The organism is Methylocapsa sp. S129 (assembly GCF_009765995.1).
Classification (GTDB): Bacteria; Pseudomonadota; Alphaproteobacteria; order Rhizobiales; family Beijerinckiaceae; genus Roseiarcus.
Genome location: NZ_LMUI01000016.1, coordinates 128,655 through 144,232, shown reverse-complemented (window position 1 = coordinate 144,232; position 15,578 = coordinate 128,655). Strand labels below are relative to the sequence as shown.

At 61.2% G+C, this 15,578-nt stretch carries 16 protein-coding genes; 11 read left to right on the top strand and 5 right to left on the bottom strand.

What is annotated here, in order from left to right; genetic code table 11:
• Positions 1-25 precede the first annotated feature (25 nt).
• From GSQ90_RS09955 to GSQ90_RS09920, 8 genes are all read left to right on the top strand, one after another.
• Complete coding sequence (locus GSQ90_RS09955) at positions 26-517, top strand: cupin domain-containing protein (protein ID WP_158814676.1); 492 nt, start codon at positions 26-28, stop codon at positions 515-517.
• A 12-nt stretch (positions 518-529) separates the two neighbouring features.
• Positions 530-2,110 (top strand): FAD-dependent oxidoreductase, encoded by a 1,581-nt coding sequence (locus GSQ90_RS09950; RefSeq protein ID WP_158814675.1) that lies wholly within the window; start codon positions 530-532, stop codon positions 2,108-2,110.
• Positions 2,107-2,463 carry a ferredoxin family protein gene (locus tag GSQ90_RS09945; RefSeq protein WP_158814674.1) on the top strand — a complete coding sequence of 119 codons (357 nt, stop codon included), beginning with the start codon at positions 2,107-2,109 and terminating at the stop codon, positions 2,461-2,463. The genes GSQ90_RS09950 and GSQ90_RS09945 overlap by 4 nt, the downstream gene beginning before the upstream one ends.
• Positions 2,464-2,623: 160 nt before the next feature.
• On the top strand, positions 2,624-3,166 hold the full coding sequence (locus GSQ90_RS09940) for an OsmC family protein (RefSeq protein WP_158814673.1): 543 nt from the start codon (positions 2,624-2,626) through the stop codon (positions 3,164-3,166).
• Between the two features lie 5 nt (positions 3,167-3,171).
• Complete coding sequence (locus tag GSQ90_RS09935; protein WP_174247461.1) at positions 3,172-4,152, top strand: ABC transporter substrate-binding protein; 981 nt, start codon at positions 3,172-3,174, stop codon at positions 4,150-4,152.
• Between the two features lie 120 nt (positions 4,153-4,272).
• Positions 4,273-5,367 carry an ABC transporter substrate-binding protein gene (locus tag GSQ90_RS09930; protein ID WP_158814672.1) on the top strand — a complete coding sequence of 365 codons (1,095 nt, stop codon included), beginning with the start codon at positions 4,273-4,275 and terminating at the stop codon, positions 5,365-5,367.
• Positions 5,368-5,438: 71 nt separating this feature from the next.
• Positions 5,439-6,401, top strand: a complete 963-nt coding sequence (locus GSQ90_RS09925; RefSeq protein WP_246731532.1) for an ABC transporter permease — start codon at positions 5,439-5,441, stop codon at positions 6,399-6,401.
• The gene (locus GSQ90_RS09920) at positions 6,395-7,189 is read left to right on the top strand and encodes an ABC transporter ATP-binding protein (RefSeq protein WP_158814671.1); all 795 of its coding nucleotides are present in this window, start codon (positions 6,395-6,397) and stop codon (positions 7,187-7,189) included. Before GSQ90_RS09925 ends, GSQ90_RS09920 begins: the two co-directional genes overlap by 7 nt.
• Positions 7,190-7,713: 524 nt before the next feature.
• On the opposite strand, the gene GSQ90_RS09915 is transcribed toward GSQ90_RS09920, so the two are convergent.
• The 4 genes from GSQ90_RS09915 to GSQ90_RS09900 form a co-directional block, all read right to left on the bottom strand.
• The gene (locus GSQ90_RS09915) at positions 7,714-8,430 is read right to left on the bottom strand and encodes a FadR/GntR family transcriptional regulator (RefSeq protein ID WP_158814670.1); all 717 of its coding nucleotides are present in this window, start codon (positions 8,428-8,430) and stop codon (positions 7,714-7,716) included.
• 83 nt (positions 8,431-8,513) lie between these two features.
• Positions 8,514-9,530, bottom strand: coding sequence for an ABC transporter permease (locus GSQ90_RS09910; RefSeq protein ID WP_246731507.1), 1,017 nt, complete (start codon positions 9,528-9,530; stop codon positions 8,514-8,516).
• Complete coding sequence (locus tag GSQ90_RS09905; protein ID WP_158814669.1) at positions 9,527-11,020, bottom strand: sugar ABC transporter ATP-binding protein; 1,494 nt, start codon at positions 11,018-11,020, stop codon at positions 9,527-9,529. The genes GSQ90_RS09910 and GSQ90_RS09905 overlap by 4 nt, the downstream gene beginning before the upstream one ends.
• A 61-nt stretch (positions 11,021-11,081) precedes the next feature.
• Complete coding sequence (locus GSQ90_RS09900; RefSeq protein ID WP_158814668.1) at positions 11,082-12,059, bottom strand: sugar ABC transporter substrate-binding protein; 978 nt, start codon at positions 12,057-12,059, stop codon at positions 11,082-11,084.
• A gap of 159 nt (positions 12,060-12,218) precedes the next feature.
• On the opposite strand from GSQ90_RS09900, the gene GSQ90_RS09895 reads away from it, so the two are divergent.
• Together GSQ90_RS09895 and GSQ90_RS09890 are read left to right on the top strand one after the other, a co-directional pair.
• Complete coding sequence (locus tag GSQ90_RS09895) at positions 12,219-13,250, top strand: L-idonate 5-dehydrogenase (RefSeq protein WP_158814927.1); 1,032 nt, start codon at positions 12,219-12,221, stop codon at positions 13,248-13,250.
• Complete coding sequence (locus GSQ90_RS09890; protein ID WP_158814667.1) at positions 13,237-14,019, top strand: glucose 1-dehydrogenase; 783 nt, start codon at positions 13,237-13,239, stop codon at positions 14,017-14,019. The genes GSQ90_RS09895 and GSQ90_RS09890 overlap by 14 nt, the downstream gene beginning before the upstream one ends.
• A 114-nt stretch (positions 14,020-14,133) precedes the next feature.
• On the opposite strand, the gene GSQ90_RS09885 is transcribed toward GSQ90_RS09890, so the two are convergent.
• Positions 14,134-14,886, bottom strand: a complete 753-nt coding sequence (locus GSQ90_RS09885) for a LysR substrate-binding domain-containing protein (protein WP_256366591.1) — start codon at positions 14,884-14,886, stop codon at positions 14,134-14,136.
• Positions 14,887-14,927: 41 nt separating this feature from the next.
• Here GSQ90_RS09885 and GSQ90_RS09880 point away from each other — a divergent pair, with 41 nt between their 5' ends.
• Entirely contained in the window at positions 14,928-15,245 is a 318-nt protein-coding gene (locus tag GSQ90_RS09880) for an SDR family oxidoreductase (RefSeq protein WP_246731504.1), read from the top strand.
• Positions 15,246-15,578 lie beyond the last annotated feature (333 nt).

The following is a 15,578-nucleotide window of genomic DNA, read 5'->3' as shown; positions in this document are numbered from 1 at the left end:
CACGACGACGAAGGGGGCGAAAGACATGACGCATGGCCACTCTCACGAAGACGCGCCCCGCTGGAAGCACGATGGTGTGAGAGTCATCAGCGGTGATCGCCTTGACGCCAACACCACGCAAACGTCGGGCATGTTTCGGCAAGCGGCGATCAATCACGCGCGCGTCGGAGCCCAGAAGATTTGGGCCGGCACGGTGGCAATCGAGCCGAACGCCAAAACGGGCGTGCATCACCATGGCGCGCTGGAAAGCGTCATCTTCGTCGTGCGAGGAAAGGCAAGAATGCGCTGGGGAGAGCGGCTGGAATTCACCGCCGAGGCTGGACCGGGCGATTTCATCTACGTGCCGCCTTATGTGCCGCATCAGGAGATCAACGCCGATCCCGACAACTTACTGGAATGCGTGCTGGTGCGCTCGGACAACGAAGCCGTCGTCGTCAATATTGCCGATGTCGATCCCATAGAAAAAGCCGAGACGGTCTACTGGGTCGACCCGATCCACAAGCATCCGTATCCTTAGCGATCCCAAATCATGGCGAACGCGGCAGGCGACGACCTGGAAGCCGATGTGTTGATCATCGGCGGCGGTGTCGCGGGAACCTGGGCCGCGATCGCCGCCGCGCGCGAAGGCGCTTCAGTTATCTTGGCGGATAAAGGTTATTGCGGCGCAAGCGGCGTCGCCGCGACGGCTGGGCCAGGCCATTGGTGGGTTCCGCCCGATCAGCGGGCTCAGGCGATCGAGCGAAGATTGGCGACGTGCGGCGGCCTTGGGGATCGCGACTGGATGGCCCGCATCCTCGATCTGACCTGGCGCACCCTGCCCACGCTTGCGCCCTACTACCGCTTTCCCAAGGACGAGAACGGCGTGACGCAGTTTCGCGCGCTGCGAGGCCCTGAATATCTGCGCGCGATGCGCATGATCGTAATCGATCATGGCGTTACGATTCTCGACCAGAGCCCTGCGCTCGAATTGCTGCGGCGCGCCGACGGTTCAATCGTGGGCGCGCGAGGGCGGCAGCGTCAGCGCCATTCGGCCTGGTCAGTCCGCGCTGGCGCCGTCGTTCTCGCGACCGGCGGCTACGCTTTCAAGTCGCGCCTGCTCGGCGGGCAGACGAACACCGGCGACGGACATCTCATGGCGGCGGAGGCCGGCGCGGAAATGTCCGGCCTGGAATTCTCCAACTTCTACTCGATCGCGCCGGCGCGCACGAGCATGACGCGCTCAATGTCCTACGCATTCGCGCGCTATTTCGACGCCGACGGTCGCGAATTGGATATTCCGCCAGGGCCGGACAATACGCGCGATCTCGGTCGCGCATTGCTGCAAGGCCCGCTGTTCTGCCGTCTCGATCGGATGCCGGAGGATATCAGGGCGCGGCTATCGCGGATCTCGCCCAATGTGCCGCTGACATTCGATCGTCTCGGCGTCGATCCTTTCAAGGATCGCTTCGAAGTGACGCTGACGGCGGAAGGCACGGTGCGCGGCGCCGGCGGGCTGCGGATCCTTGGCGAGGATTGTGCGACAAACGTCGAAGGCCTGTTCGCCGCGGGCGACGTCGCGACCCGGGAGCTGGTCGCCGGAGCAATGAGCGGCGGAGGCGCCGTCAACTCGTCCTGGGCGCTCTCCTCGGGCCAATGGGCCGGTCGCGGCGCGGCGCGGCTGGCCAAGCAGCTTGGGCGACGCGCCGACGCGCCGACGCAAGCGATCGGCGAGGTCGGATTACGGCCGAAAGAGCGGGCTCGGGACCTCGATCCCAGAGACATCATCCGTCAGGCGCAGAAAGAAATGCTGCCTTGCGACAAAAATCTCTTTCGGTTCGGACCGACGCTGTCGGCGTCTCTGTCGCGCCTGGATAGATTATGGGAAGACTTGAGGAACGGGTTGGCTTGTTCCGGCGACAGGGCGATCGCCGCGCGCGAGGCGGCGGCCATTGTTGCAACGTCGCGGTGGACCTACGCGGCGGCTCTGGGGCGCGATGAAAGTCGCGGCATGCATGTTCGCGAAGACACGCCGGACGAAAAGGACGGATACGCGAGGCGTCTAAACGTAGGCGGTCTCGACAAGATTTGGACGAAGTTCGAAGCGGACTGCTTCTCCGAGGCCGCCCAATGATCGAATTGATCATCGCCGAGCGATGCACCCATTGCGGCGAATGCGCGAAAATCTGCCCTTCCAATGTGTTCGACGCCAAGCCGAATGCGCCGCCTGTGATTGCGCGACTTGAGGACTGCCAGACCTGCTTCCTGTGCGAACTCTATTGCAAGGCGGACGCGCTCTATGTCGGCGCCGACTGCGAAACTGCGAACTCGACCACTTTCGAAGGGGCGCAAGCATCGGGAACGCTGGGTCAATATCGACGCGAGTCCGGATGGGATGAATTCGACGGCGATGCTCGCTTCGCCAATGAGCATTGGCGTATGGAAAGCGTTTTTGCCCGCGCGCGCGACTTGGCTCGAAACCGCTGAAGGGCGGCGGCGCGTTCAGCCGCGCGGCTCCATCACTTTCCTTTTTGGCGCGAAGACCTCGTCGTTTCCGATTAAATATATTGTCTATAGAAATAATATAATGTAGACTGCCGGTTTGACGGGGCGAGCTGTAAGCGGGGCTCAAACGAGGGATGCGCTAATGAGTTCGCTTGTCGAATATCTCAGCCAAAAACGTCAGGCTCTCTTGGCCCGTCGCGCGCGCATCGCCGATGGACGGCTCGGCCCCACCCGCCTGAAAGCGAGCGCGGTCGCGGAGGGGCGCAGCGGGATCAGGCGCATCCGCATTCGCGATTTTCAGGCGATCACCGACAGCCCCCCGGATTTCGCGGGCTACGATCTCGGCCCGAGTTCGCCGGAGTTGCAGCTTGGCGTGCTCGCCTCCTGCCTCAACCATTCGTTTCTTATTCAGGCCGCCGCGCTTGAAGTCCCCATCGAGTCGATCGCGATCGACGTGGAAGCAACGCTTGATCCGCGCGCCAAGAGCGAAGGTTTTGAGGCCACGCCCGTCTATCCCACCGATATTTCTTATGTCGTGAAGATCGCATCGTCGGCGAGCGCCGCCCAGATCGAACAGCTCCATGCGGCAGTGGAGCAATGGTGCCCGATTCTCAATTTATTGAAAAATCCGCAGACGATCGTTGGCCGAGTCGAACGCGCTCAGCCATACGCCGCGGCGGAGTGAGGCCGATGCGAGCTGTCCTTGGAGCAACGTTGCGCCGCGCCCTGGTGCTGCTAGCGCTAGTCTGCGCATCGTCGCTCGCCGGAAATCCCGCGCGCGCTGAGACGACGCTGCGCATCGGCGATCAGAAAGGCAACGCGCGCGCGGTAATGGAAGCGGCTGGCGTCCTCGCGGATATGCCCTACAAGATCGAATGGTCGGAATTTCAGGCCGCGGCGCCGCTTCTGGAGGCGGCGAACGCCGGCGCGATCGACGCTGGAACCGTCGGCGATGCGCCCTTCACCTTTGCGATCGCGGCCGGCGTTCCGATCAAGGCGATCGCTGCGACTCGATCGAAGCAAGAGGGCTTGGCGTTGGTGGTCCCCGGCGATTCGCCGGCGCGCAATTTCAAGGACTTGATTGGCAAACGCATCGGCACGGGTCGCGGCTCGATCGGTCATCAGCTCGTGCTGACGCAGTTGGAAGCCAATGGCCTCAAGCTAAGCGATATCGATCTTGTGTTCCTCCTTCCGTCCGAAGCCACCGCCGCGTTGATGTCAGGCGCGATCGACGCCTGGTCGACCTGGGATCCCTATACGGCCCAGCTTGAAGTGATCCACGGCGCCCGCCGGATCGCTGACGGCGTCGACCTGACGCCGGGCCTCAGCTTCTTTTTCGCGAGCGACGAAGCGCTTTCCAACGAGGCCAAGCGCGCGGCGCTGAGCGATTTCGTCGGCCGCCTCGCACGGGCTCGTTCGTGGGGACTTGAGAATCTCGAATCTTACGCGGAGACCTGGAGCAAGATCGTCGGGCTGCCGCGAGGAGTCGCCGTGAAAATGTATCAGCGCGGGGAACTTCGCGCGACGCCGATCGACGCCAGCGTCGTCGTCGACGAACAAAAGACCATCGATCTCTACCTTCGCTTCGGGCTGATCCCGAAGCGAATCGATGCCGCGGGGATCGTCGATCCAAGTTTCACGCCTGCGATCGTCGCGGGAGTGAAGCAATGATTTTCGATTTCCGGCTGCACGCCGCTGCGCCGCGCCTTCCCCCGGCAATTCGATCTTCGGCGAAGGCTATCGTTGGCGCGTTTCGTTGGCCGCCCAGGAAATCATGCAAGGAGCACGATCATGACCGAACCGTGGAATAATCGGACTGTGGGTTCTCGTCGGACCTTCTTGGCGAAGGTCGCAGCAGTGGGCGTCGCCGCCCCGGTCGGCCTCCTCGCCGGCCGCGTCCTGGCCACGCCACGCGTCGCGCCCTTCCCGGAGTCGGACTTTCCGATTTGCCGCGCGGCCGCCGACGGCGGCGCCGTTCCGGTCGGCGAGCTGAAAAAGGTCACCTTCGCCTGGAACGCGGGGGCGCCCTGTCTGCTCGCGGTGACTGTCGCCAAGGACAAGGGGTTTTTCGCCAAGCATGGACTCGACGTTGATCTGATCAACTATTCAGGCTCCACGGATCAATTGCTGGAGACCTTGGCTACTGGCAAAGCCGACGCCGCGGTGGGCATGGCGCTTCGTTGGCTGAAACCCCTGGAACAGGGCTTCGACGTCAAGATCGTGGCCAGTCTTCACGGGGGTTGCATGCGCCTGCTCGCGCCGACGACTTCGGGCATCAATGAAGTCGTCGACCTTAAGGGCAAAACGATCGGCGTCAGCGATATGAATTCGCCGGCCAAGAATTTTTTCGCGATCCTGATCAAGAAGGCCGGTCTGGACCCCGATATCGATGTCGACTTCAAACAATTTCCCGGTCCGCTTTTGCGCGCGGCGGTTGAAAAGGGCGAGGCCCACGCCTTGGCGGACGGCGATCCGAATACGTATGTCTGGTTGAAGGACGGCAAGTTCAAAGAGATCGCCACCAATCTTTCCGCCGAATACGCCCATCGCACCTGCTGCATCGTCGGCGTACGCGGGAGTTTGATCCGCGAAGACAAGCGAACGGCCGCTTCAATTGCGCGAGCGCTTCTCGACGCCGCGGAATTCGCCGCTGAGAACCCTGCCGAAGCGGCGGCCACCTACGCGCCTTTCGTAGCCGGTAAAGTGGACCCGGACGATCTGACGACACTGGCCAAATACCACACCCATCATCACCATCCCGTCGGCGAGGATCTGAAGAAGGAGCTTGCGCTTTACGCCGACGAATTGAAGCTCGTGTCGGTCTTCAAACCATCAACCGATACGACGAAATACGCGGAGCGCATCTACGCTGATGTGTTGAGTTAAGGGGTCCGTCGGTGTCGTCGCTCTCTCCAATTGCCGAGCATCTCAATTCGTCCGACTCGGCTCGAGCGCCCATTGCTACGCGGGACAATATCGCGCGTTCAGGGCTCGCTATCGGCGCCGGCGCCGCCTGGCTGCTGTTGGCTTTTATTACGCTGCGATGGCCTGACCTCGGCGATTGGGGTCGCGGTCCCGAGCTTGCGATAGCTGCGAGCGCCCTCGGCGCCGCCTTGATCGCGGGAGCGCTTCTCGGCACGATTTGGGAACCGGGCGCCGCCCGTCTGCGCCGTGCAACGCCATGGCTGCTGGCGCTAGGCTTATTCCTTTCCGTATGGCAAGCGACGACGGCCAAGCTAGGCATCCTACCGCAACCGTTCTTTCCGCCGCCGCATGCCATTCTCGAGGTTTTCATCGAAGATTGGGCCAAGCTCGGGCAAAGCGTCGCCGCATCCGTCAAACTGGAATTGCTCGGCTTTCTCGTCGGCGCGGCGGGCGGCTTCGTGACAGGCGTGCTGCTCGGCTGGTCTCGCGCCTTTGGCTATTGGGCGCACCCGATCATGCGGTTGATCGGCCCGCTGCCGGCGATCGCCTGGTTGCCGATTGCCTTCTACGCCTTTCCGTCGAGTTGGAGCGCGTCGATCTTCCTGATCGGGCTGACCACCGGCTTCCCTGTCACGGTGCTCACGTGGTCGGGCGTGGCGAGCGTCAACTCATCCTACTATGACGTCGCTCGCACACTCGGGGCGAGCCGATTGTTCCTCGTCTTCAAAGTCGCGATTCCTGCGGCGTTGCCGCATGTGTTCGTCGGCTTATTCATGGGGCTTGGCGCCTCGTTCGCAGTCCTCGTTACAGCGGAGATGATGGGCGTCAAGGCCGGCCTTGGCTTCTACCTGCAATGGGCGCAGGGCTGGGCCGCTTACGCCAATATGTATGCCGCACTGCTCGTCATGTCCCTAATGTGCACGAGCTTCGTTACTCTGCTGTTCAAGATTCGCGACCGCCTGCTGTCCTATAAGAAGGCGGACGTGCAATGGTGAGGCTGGCGACTGTCGCCAAGGCTGGCAGCGAAGCGGGGATGGATCTCGAATTTCGCAACGTCAGCCATCGGTTCGTTCTCGAAGGCGCGCCGCTCCCGGTCCTCGATCGCATTAGCCTGAAAGTGGCGCGCGGCGAGTTTGTCGCCTTGCTCGGGCCGTCGGGTTGCGGCAAGTCGACATTGTTGCGTCTTGTGGCGGGACTGGAGCCCCCTTCCGATGGCGAGGTCGTCGCCGATGGTCAGACGATCGTTGGTCCCGACCCGTCGCGGGTCGTCATGTTTCAGGATCCGACTTTATTTCCGTGGCGCAATGTTCGGGACAATGTGGCTCTCGGACTCGAAGCCCAGGGCGTGTTGAGAACTGGTCGCGCCCGGATTGACGAGACTCTGCGCCTCGTCGGTCTGGAGCGCTTCGCCAAAGCCTATCCGCACCAGCTTTCCGGCGGCATGGCTCAGCGCGTCGCCCTAGCGCGCGCGCTGGTCAACGATCCGGAACTGCTCATTCTCGACGAGCCGCTTGGCAAGCTCGACTCTCTGACGCGTCTGTCGATGCAGGGCGAGATCGTCAATCTGTGGCGCGACGCCGGCTTTACAACGCTTCTGGTCACCCACGACATCGAAGAGGCGCTGCTGATGGCCACGCGCATCATCGTGCTCAGCGACAGGCCCGCATCGATTAAAGCCGACATACGAATCGACCGGCCCTATCCGCGTCATCGCGGCAATTCCGATCTCGTGACGACGCGCCGCGAAATTCTCGGGCTGCTTGGATTCGAGGCCGCTTGGTGAGCCCGCGAGGATTGACAGGCCTCGCAGACAGGAGAGCGGCGGCATCTGGGAGCGCCCGTTCATATGCTGGCCGGGCAAGCGCATCTCATATTGACGATCCGGGCTCTCTTTGATGGGTCAGCCCCGGTATGCGAGCATCAGTCGAGGCTTCCGGACCAGCGGAGCATGACCTATGCCACTTCGCAAACTCAATATGCGGGCTGTCAAACCATTCGACTATGGTTTGGGAGCTCCGGTCATCGCGCAGATGGCCGACATCGGCCGCGCGCTCGGAAGCGCCTCGATTGGCGTTGCCGTTCAGACGGTGCGCCCAGGGCGCTGGTCGTCGCGACGGCGCCGACATCTCTTCCAGGAAGAGATTCTCATAGTGATCGCGGGAATCGGGACGCTACATCACGGCATAGACTCCAGCATCGCTGGAAATGCGGCCAACGACGCCGCTATCCCTGCGCGGGACATCCAATGGGCCAATGATTCGCGCGTTGGCGTGTTGGCCTGGGACAAGTCCGGGCACCTGAAGGTAATTAAGCGGCGCCCATGAGTTCAACCGCCGTGCGAACTCGAGTTAGGACCCCGTTCAACATATCGCGCATCGCAATTCGCGCCGACTCGGCGTCGCCACATTCTATCGCCTTCAGCACTCGGCCATGGGCAGCAAGGTCGCCCACAGTATGCCCGAACAATGCGTTCGTGGTGGGAACGCTGAATTGCAACGCGGTGTGAATGACGGCGGAAAGCGGCAGAAAGAACCGGTTCCCAGTAGCTGCGAGTATCGCCTCGTGGAACGCCGCGTCGGACGATATCGGATCTCCGCCGCCTTGCGACGCGGCTTCCATGGCCTCGAAGGCGACGCGAATGGCGCCGATCTCTTTGGCGAGGCCGCGAGTTGCGGCTAAAGCGGCGGCTTCGCACTCGAAAGCGAGGCGCATTTCCAGGAGTTCGATAATAAAGAGCCGGGGCTTAGCGCTCTCCCGCAACCACGCCAGAACCGACGGATCGAAGAAGTTCCAATCCTTGACCGGCCTGATACGCGAGCCCCGCCGCGGTCGCGTCTGCAGTAAACCCTTCGCCGCCAGGATCTTCGCTGCTTCGCGCGCGGCGCTGCGGCTCGCGCCAAATCGCGCACAAATCTCCTCTTCGCCCAGCAACGTTGCGCCAGGTGGGAATAATCCTCCGAGGATCTCACGACCGAGTATGTTCGTTATCTCTTCGGTGACGGTCGAGTTTTGATGGCTTGCCATAGTCCCAGTTCTAAGTCCGGAGACAACTGATACACGTGCGCAAAGCGAATGGCATCGACTAAATGAGGACTCGACATGCGGCGCTAGACGTCCTCGGCGCGATCCCCAGTGAGGCGCGCGAATATCAGCGCCAGGAGTATGATTGCGCCATAGACGGCGTCGATCCAAAATGTCGGCACCTGAGAGAGCGTGAGCACATTTTGCAATACGCCGAGCAGCAGAACGCCTGTCAGCGCGCCAACCAGCCGACCCCGGCCGCCGTTGAGGTTCACGCCGCCGATCACCGCCGCGGCAAAGACGTAGAAGATCATATTCTGGCCTTGGCTGGAAACGACGGAAGCAATGCGACCGCTCAACATCAAGCCCGCCAGTGCGGCAAGCAGTCCCGACGCGATATACGTCCCCCAGACAACGCGGTCGACTTGGATGCCTGCCACGCGAGCGGCTTCAGAGTTTCCGCCAATGGCGTAGAGCGCGCGGCCGATCCGGTGGTAGCGCAAGCCAATGCCAAAAAACAGATAGAGCAACGCTGCGATCCATATGGACGCGGGAACGCTGCCCCATTTGGCGCTGCCAAGATAAAGAAACGAGTTTGGGAGGTCGAACAGCGTTGTGCCGTTCGTCAGGCCAAGCGTCATGCCGCGCAAGAGAATCAAAATAGATAGCGTGACAATGAAAGGCGATAGCCGCATCTTGACCACGAGAAAGCCATTGAGGGCGCCAATGAGCGCGCCCGTCAGGAATACGATGGCGATAGCCAAAGCTGGATTGAGGCCCAACCCTGACCCGCCGAGAGACGGGTCAGTGGAAATCAGCCAGGCGCCGAGCATGGGCGTGAAACCGACAATCGATTCCAGTGAGAGATCAATCTTTGCGAGTAGCAAAATCAGGGTCTCGGCAATCACCAGGATCGATAGTTCCGACGATTGCTGCAGAATGTTGAGCAGGTTGTCTGAGGTTAGGAAAGCCGGGTTGTTCAGCCAACCAACGAAGCCGACAATCAATAGGGCGGGGATGAGCGTGAGCTCCCGCAGCCCGAGGCTCGTCAGGCGCGCCTTGAAGCCGCTCTGCGCACTGGCCGCCATCTGAACTGAACTCACGCGTCGACTCCCTCTATTGCCGCAATGAGATCGCGTTCGCTCCAGTCGGCGCCGAATGCTTTGACGATGCTGCCTTTGAAGACGACAAGAACGCGTTGACAATTGCGCAACTCATCGAGTTCGTCAGAAACAATGAGTGCAGCGGCGCCGCGGGCTTGCGCCGTCGCGACAATATCGAAAATGGCTTCTTTTGCTGCGACATCGACGCCTTGTGTCGGATAGACGAGGACGAGGACCTGCGGAGAGGATGCGAGAGCGCGCCCTATCACGACTTTCTGTTGGTTGCCGCCACTCAGTTCAACGACAGGTTGCCGCATAGACGACGCGACGATGGAAAGCGCGCTGAAGAGCTGTCGGGCGGACGCCTCCAACCGGCGGGGCGCGATCCAACCGAAGTTTCCAAATGTCCGTTGGATTGAGACTGTCAAGTTCTCCGCGACCGATAATTGCGGGAGAATTCCGCGACGGCGACGATCGCGCGGAACGTAACTCACCCCCGTCAATTGCGCTGTTGGCACGTGACCAGGTTTAAGCGTTACGCCACCGACGAGAATGTCTCCCGACCTCGCCGTCAGGAGTCCAGCTATCGCTTCAGCGATCTGCTCCTTACCCGATCCGCCCAAGCCAGCCAGCCCAACCTGTTCGCCTGGCGAGATGTCAAAGGAGATGTCATGAAACATTGAAGCCAAAGAAAGATGTTTCACCGAGAGAGCCGGCGCCGACGAGGCTGACAACACGGGAGGCCGGCGCGTCGACCGAGCGATCTGCTCGCCGACCATCGCCTCGACAATCTTGTCTTTCGGCAAATCGGCGACTTCGGCGCCAGCCACTATCACGCGTCCGTCGCGCAGCACGGTGACACTGTCGCAAATGTCGTAGATCTCCTGCAAATGATGCGAAATATAGAGGAGCGTAACGCCTTCGCGTTTCAAGCGACGGATGCGGTCGAACAAGCGCGCGACCTCTTTCGATTCAAGCGCCGCCGTCGGTTCGTCGAAGATAATGAAGCGGGCGCCCTTTGCGAGGGCCCTGGCGATTTCAACCAATTGCCGCTGTTCTACCCTGAGATCAGAGGCGCGCGTGTCGACATTGACGCCGAGTTCCCATTCCTCACAAATTCCGCGTGCGGCTGCCCGCAGTCGTGACCAGTTCACCCAGCTCGGATTTCCAGGGTAGGCGTTGGCGAACAGGTTCTCGGCGACCGACATCGTGGGGACAAGCGTTGAGCGCTGATAGACACATGCGACCTTGTTTCGCCATTCGCGGCTCGTGCGCTGTGCGGGCGCTTCAACATCATCAAAGAGGAGCTTGCCACTATTCGGCGCTAGCAGCCCCGTCAGGATGCTGACCAAGGTGGACTTGCCCGCGCCGTTGCGCCCGACAAGGCCGCGCGAGACGCCAACTGGAATCGACAACGAGACATCATGAAGGACCTGGGAGGCCCCGAATGCTTTGCTGATATTTCGAACTTCGACGGCGGCTGGCTGCATGTTTGACCGAGCGAAATGAGAGCGGAGCGCCGCACCAAACGGCGCTCCGCGACTGATAGATTTATTTTGCAGCGTTGCCCCAGAGAGCCGAATCGCTGGCGTTCGCGGAGGTTACGACCGGCGCCGGCAGAAGATCCTGCAAGCTGCCCTGGTCGCTGACGATCTCGCTATTGTGATCGGTTGGCCCTGCCTTGAACGTCTGGCCGGCGATAGCCGACTGCAGATAGTACAGGCCGTATTTAACGTAGAGATCGACGGGCTGCGAAATAACAGCGTCGACGTATCCGTCTCGCACCCGCTTCAGCGCACCCGGAGTGCCGTCGATGGTTACCAAAAAGATATGCTTGCTCTCGCCGACCTTGGTCATCTTGTCCGCGCCCTTGAGCACGCTAAGAACGCCCGCGAGCATCACTGAATCGCTCTGCATATAGATCGCGCCCAAATCTGGCGTCGAGGATACGATCGTTTGCGCGGCGGCAACGGCCTTTTCGGTCTTCCAATTGGTCGGCTGTGAATTGACCTTTATGCCCGAAAACTCGGACTTCATGCAGCTTTCAAACCCGCTGGTGCGTTCGCGCCCGGCGGTTGTCGCCAGATCTCCCTGTAATTCGAGAACCACACCTTTGCCGCCCAGCGCCTTGCCAACGGCCTCGCAGGCTTCCTTGCCCATCTGCACGCTGTTGGACCGCACAACCATGAAGACCTTGCCGCCTGCGACGCCATTGTCGATCGATACCACGGGCACTTTCTTTTGCGACGCGAAATCAACGGCCGGCGCGACCGCCTTGCTGTCTGTCGGTACGACGATAATGCCCTGCGCGCCTGCAGCGATCAGGTTGTGGATGTCCGTGACTTGTCGGCCCGCATCGCCATTGGCGTTGGCGACTGGCAGAGCCGTGAGGCCGGCCTTCTTGGCGGCATCAATGGTCATGTTGACCTCGATGCTTTGGAACGGGTCGGTCAGGTAGCCCGCCGAATATCCCATCGTGAAACTGTCGGCGGCATATGCGGGGGCCGTCACACACATGGCGGCGCCCAATAGCGCCCATTTCCTGGTTGTCATGCCTTTCCTCCTAGCAGCGCTGTTCATATTGACTGCTAAATAATATTTATCAGACAAATTGGATTGAAACAAGTTCGATTGTTCGATAGCGATGTTGCCAAGGCAGTGGAGAACGCCTCGATGAACCCATCTTCAATGCGCGCAATTGTGCTGCACAAGCCGCAGGACCTCCATGTAGAGGAGCGAGAGGTCGCCCTACCCGGCCCAGGCCAGGTCCTGGTGCGCATCGAGCGAGGCGGCATATGCGGGTCGGATCTGCACTATTTCAGGCACGGCGGCTTCGGCGCAGTGCGCATGAAGGAGCCGATGATCCTCGGGCACGAGATTGCCGGGCGCGTCGAACAACTCGGACGAGGCGTCGAGGGACCGGCGGTAGGAACGCCGGTCGCGGTCAACCCCTCGAGCCCTTGCGGCATCTGCTCATTTTGCCGCACTGGTCAGCCAATCCATTGCTCCGATATGCGCTTTCTGGGATCGGCGATGCGTACCCCGCACGTGCAAGGTGGCTTCTCAGAGCATCTCGTTTGTCGCGCCGAAAACGCCGTTCCCCTGGTGTCCGGCTCTGACTCTGCCGCGGGAGCTTTCGCGGAGCCCCTCGCGGTTACGCTGCATGCCGTCGGACAGGCGCCAGTCTATGGCGGCCGCGTGCTGATCATGGGTGCGGGCCCGATTGGCGCACTCCTGGTGCTCGCCGCCCGTTACGCTGGCGCCCGCGAGATCGTCGTGACCGACATCCAAGAGGGGCCGCTAGCCTACGCCCGCAAGGTCGGTGCGGACAGGACTGTCAACGTCGCCGATCACCCCAGCGCCATGGCCGTCTATGCAACCAACAAGGGGCATTTCGACATCATCTTTGAAGCCGCTGGCCAGGGCGAGACCGTGTCGAACGCGTTGCCTCTGGTGAAGCCCCGCGGCGCGGTCATTCTGGTAGGACAGGGCGCGACCGCCGAGATCCCCATCTCGACGATCGTCACCAAGGAAATCAAGCTGAGCGGCAGCTTCCGGTTTGACAGGGAATTCGCACTGGCGGTCGATCTCATCGGCTCTGGGCGGATCGACGTCAGCCCGTTGCTGAGCGACACGCTCCCTCTGGTTGAAGCCAGACAAGCGTTCCTGCTCGCAGGGGACAAATCAAAATCAATGAAGGTGCAAATTGCGTTCAGCTGATTATCTGACGGCCCTGTTCAACCTCGAAGGCAAACGGGCCTTCGTTACTGGCGCAAGCCGAGGGCTCGGCCTCGCCTTTGCCGAAGCATTCGCCAAAGCGGGAGCGAGCGTAGTCCTCGCTGGGCGCAAGAAGAAGGAGCTCGAGCACGCTGCTGACAGCCTGCGCGCTTCAGGTCATGCCGTTTCGCAAGTCGTCATCGACGTTACCGACACTGACTCAGTCAACGAAGCGATCAAGACGGCGGAATCCGAAATCGGTCCCATCGACATTCTGGTGAACAATGCCGGCATCCAGCGCCGGGCGCCGCTCGAAAGCTTTACCGACGCCGATTGGAATGAGCTAATGGCCACCAATCTTGATGGAGTCTTCAAGGTCAGCCGGGCGGCGGTAAAGGGCATGATCGAACGCCGCCGGGGCGCCATCATCAACGTCTCTTCGGTTCAAAGCGCGCTCGCCAGGCCCTCAATCGCCCCCTACTCCGCAAGCAAAGGCGCAATCACCATGCTCACCAAGTCGATGGCGGGCGAGTGGGGCCAGCACAACGTTCGCGTCAACGCCATAGCTCCGGGTTATTTTAAGACAGAGCTCAATTCCGCTTTGGTCGCTGACCCAAAATTCTCGGAGTGGCTGACGGGGCGCACGCCAATGCGACGTTGGGGCGAAGTTCATGAGCTTGCTGGGGCGGCATTATTTCTTGCCTCTGAGGCCGCGAGCTTTGTGACTGGCCAGACGTTTTTTGTCGATGGAGGAATAACCAGCGTCCTCTGAGTGTATGCTTGCCGTTTGAAGCGTCTTGGGCCGGCGCTGCGTCCATTCACAATATTATGCGAAACGGAACAATCCTCGCGGAGTAGCGGGAATGTGGCAAACGCTACCGCGTTCCTATTTCCAATCTGGTCGCGAGATCGTCCAGCCAGTCCGCATTCTCCGCATCGACGCCCACCAGATGCTCATAGATCGCCACCTTGCGTCGGGCTCGGCTTCGAGCGTCTTGATGCGCTCGTAGATCGATTTGCCGGCTTCAGGCGCGAATATTTTCAACGCGACATCGAGCGCGCGGCGATACATGGCGGCAGCGGCCTCTTCGTGTTTTTCGATGGCGAAGTTATTCTCGGCCTGCAGCATGGCGCGCGCGACGGCGTCTGGCGAAAATGTTGGATGAGCGAAAAGGCGCGGCGCAGCCGAAGCCGGAATGAGGAAGCTTTCAGATTCGACCCGCTCTCCGCCCGGTGGTCGAGTGGGGCGGGGAAATCGCGAATGACGCCGGGCGAGAACTTCGACGAGACGGCCGTTGCGAACGTCCTCCGCGACGAGCCACGCCGGTCGCCAGTCGATGCCGAAACCGTCACCCACAAGAACGATGGCGGCGTGCGCGTCGTCCAATATGTGCTTCGGCTTCGGCGCGACGCGCGGGACGCCTTTTCCTCGTGTAGCCGCGACGCGCCACGTGAGCAACCTTCCGGAAGCGGGATTGCGAAAGCCGACGTGCTCGTGCGCGCCGAGATCATGTGGCGATTGGGGAGCGCCTCGCGATTTCAAATAGTCGGGCGACGTGCACGCGATCCACGGATGCGAATACATCCGCTTCGCCTGGTGTCCGGGCAAGCGGTCGAGAGGGCCGGACCGGGGTGTCACATTTGCCTCACCAACCCAATGGAGGCACGAATGTCCAAGACATGGCTCATAACCGGAAGTTTGCTCGGCGCCGGCGACAATCTCTTCGCCACAGCTCGAAACACCGCGGCCTCGAGGACCTGTCCGATGAGTACGCCCCCCAGGTGCTCCTGCGGCGACTCGATGTGACCGACTTTGGCGCGGCGCAGGCCGCGGTGAACACCGCGGTCGAACGCTTCGGTCGACTGGACGTGGTGGCGAATGTGGCCGGCTACGGAAGCCTCGGCCCAATCGAAAACACCCGCATCGAGGGCTTCCGCGCACAGATCGACACCAATCTTTTCGAGCCGATCCACTTGTCGAAGGCCGCGATTCCATAAAAAAGAACAAAGTGAGCGCAGAACTGACCTCTGAACTCAGAGAACCATGAGAACGCGAGCTTGTGGGCGGCAACTTCTGCGATTGGACGGCGGGATAAATCGGCACACGTCACGGCTCCTCCAGAGACCCGGGGCGCCTCCACGATCTTGAGCAATGCGTCTGACTTTGGAAGAATCACGTTCACGACCCAAAACGCCGATCGATGTCCAATTTCCATACCCGCGAACGGATTTCTTGCGTTGGATAGTGCAATCGGTCATTCGCCGCCCTTGGCGCATCGAGCGACAAGGCTGCCGGCCGGCGGTACGGTGGGCGCAAGTTCTTTGCCGCCC

What these genes read in the sequence shown, in the direction of transcription:
- GSQ90_RS09915 (WP_158814670.1), bottom strand. Translation starts at nt 8,430, where the DNA reads ATGGCAAGCCATCAAAACTCGACCGTCACCGAAGAGATAACGAACATA.
- GSQ90_RS09920 (WP_158814671.1), top strand. Translation starts at nt 6,395, where the DNA reads ATGGTGAGGCTGGCGACTGTCGCCAAGGCTGGCAGCGAAGCGGGGATG.
- GSQ90_RS09945 (WP_158814674.1), top strand. Translation starts at nt 2,107, where the DNA reads ATGATCGAATTGATCATCGCCGAGCGATGCACCCATTGCGGCGAATGC.
- GSQ90_RS09930 (WP_158814672.1), top strand. Translation starts at nt 4,273, where the DNA reads ATGACCGAACCGTGGAATAATCGGACTGTGGGTTCTCGTCGGACCTTC.
- GSQ90_RS09905 (WP_158814669.1), bottom strand. Translation starts at nt 11,020, where the DNA reads ATGCAGCCAGCCGCCGTCGAAGTTCGAAATATCAGCAAAGCATTCGGG.
- GSQ90_RS09940 (WP_158814673.1), top strand. Translation starts at nt 2,624, where the DNA reads ATGAGTTCGCTTGTCGAATATCTCAGCCAAAAACGTCAGGCTCTCTTG.
- GSQ90_RS09880 (WP_246731504.1), top strand. Translation starts at nt 14,928, where the DNA reads ATGGCTCATAACCGGAAGTTTGCTCGGCGCCGGCGACAATCTCTTCGC.
- GSQ90_RS09935 (WP_174247461.1), top strand. Translation starts at nt 3,172, where the DNA reads ATGCGAGCTGTCCTTGGAGCAACGTTGCGCCGCGCCCTGGTGCTGCTA.
- GSQ90_RS09895 (WP_158814927.1), top strand. Translation starts at nt 12,219, where the DNA reads ATGCGCGCAATTGTGCTGCACAAGCCGCAGGACCTCCATGTAGAGGAG.
- GSQ90_RS09950 (WP_158814675.1), top strand. Translation starts at nt 530, where the DNA reads ATGGCGAACGCGGCAGGCGACGACCTGGAAGCCGATGTGTTGATCATC.
- GSQ90_RS09955 (WP_158814676.1), top strand. Translation starts at nt 26, where the DNA reads ATGACGCATGGCCACTCTCACGAAGACGCGCCCCGCTGGAAGCACGAT.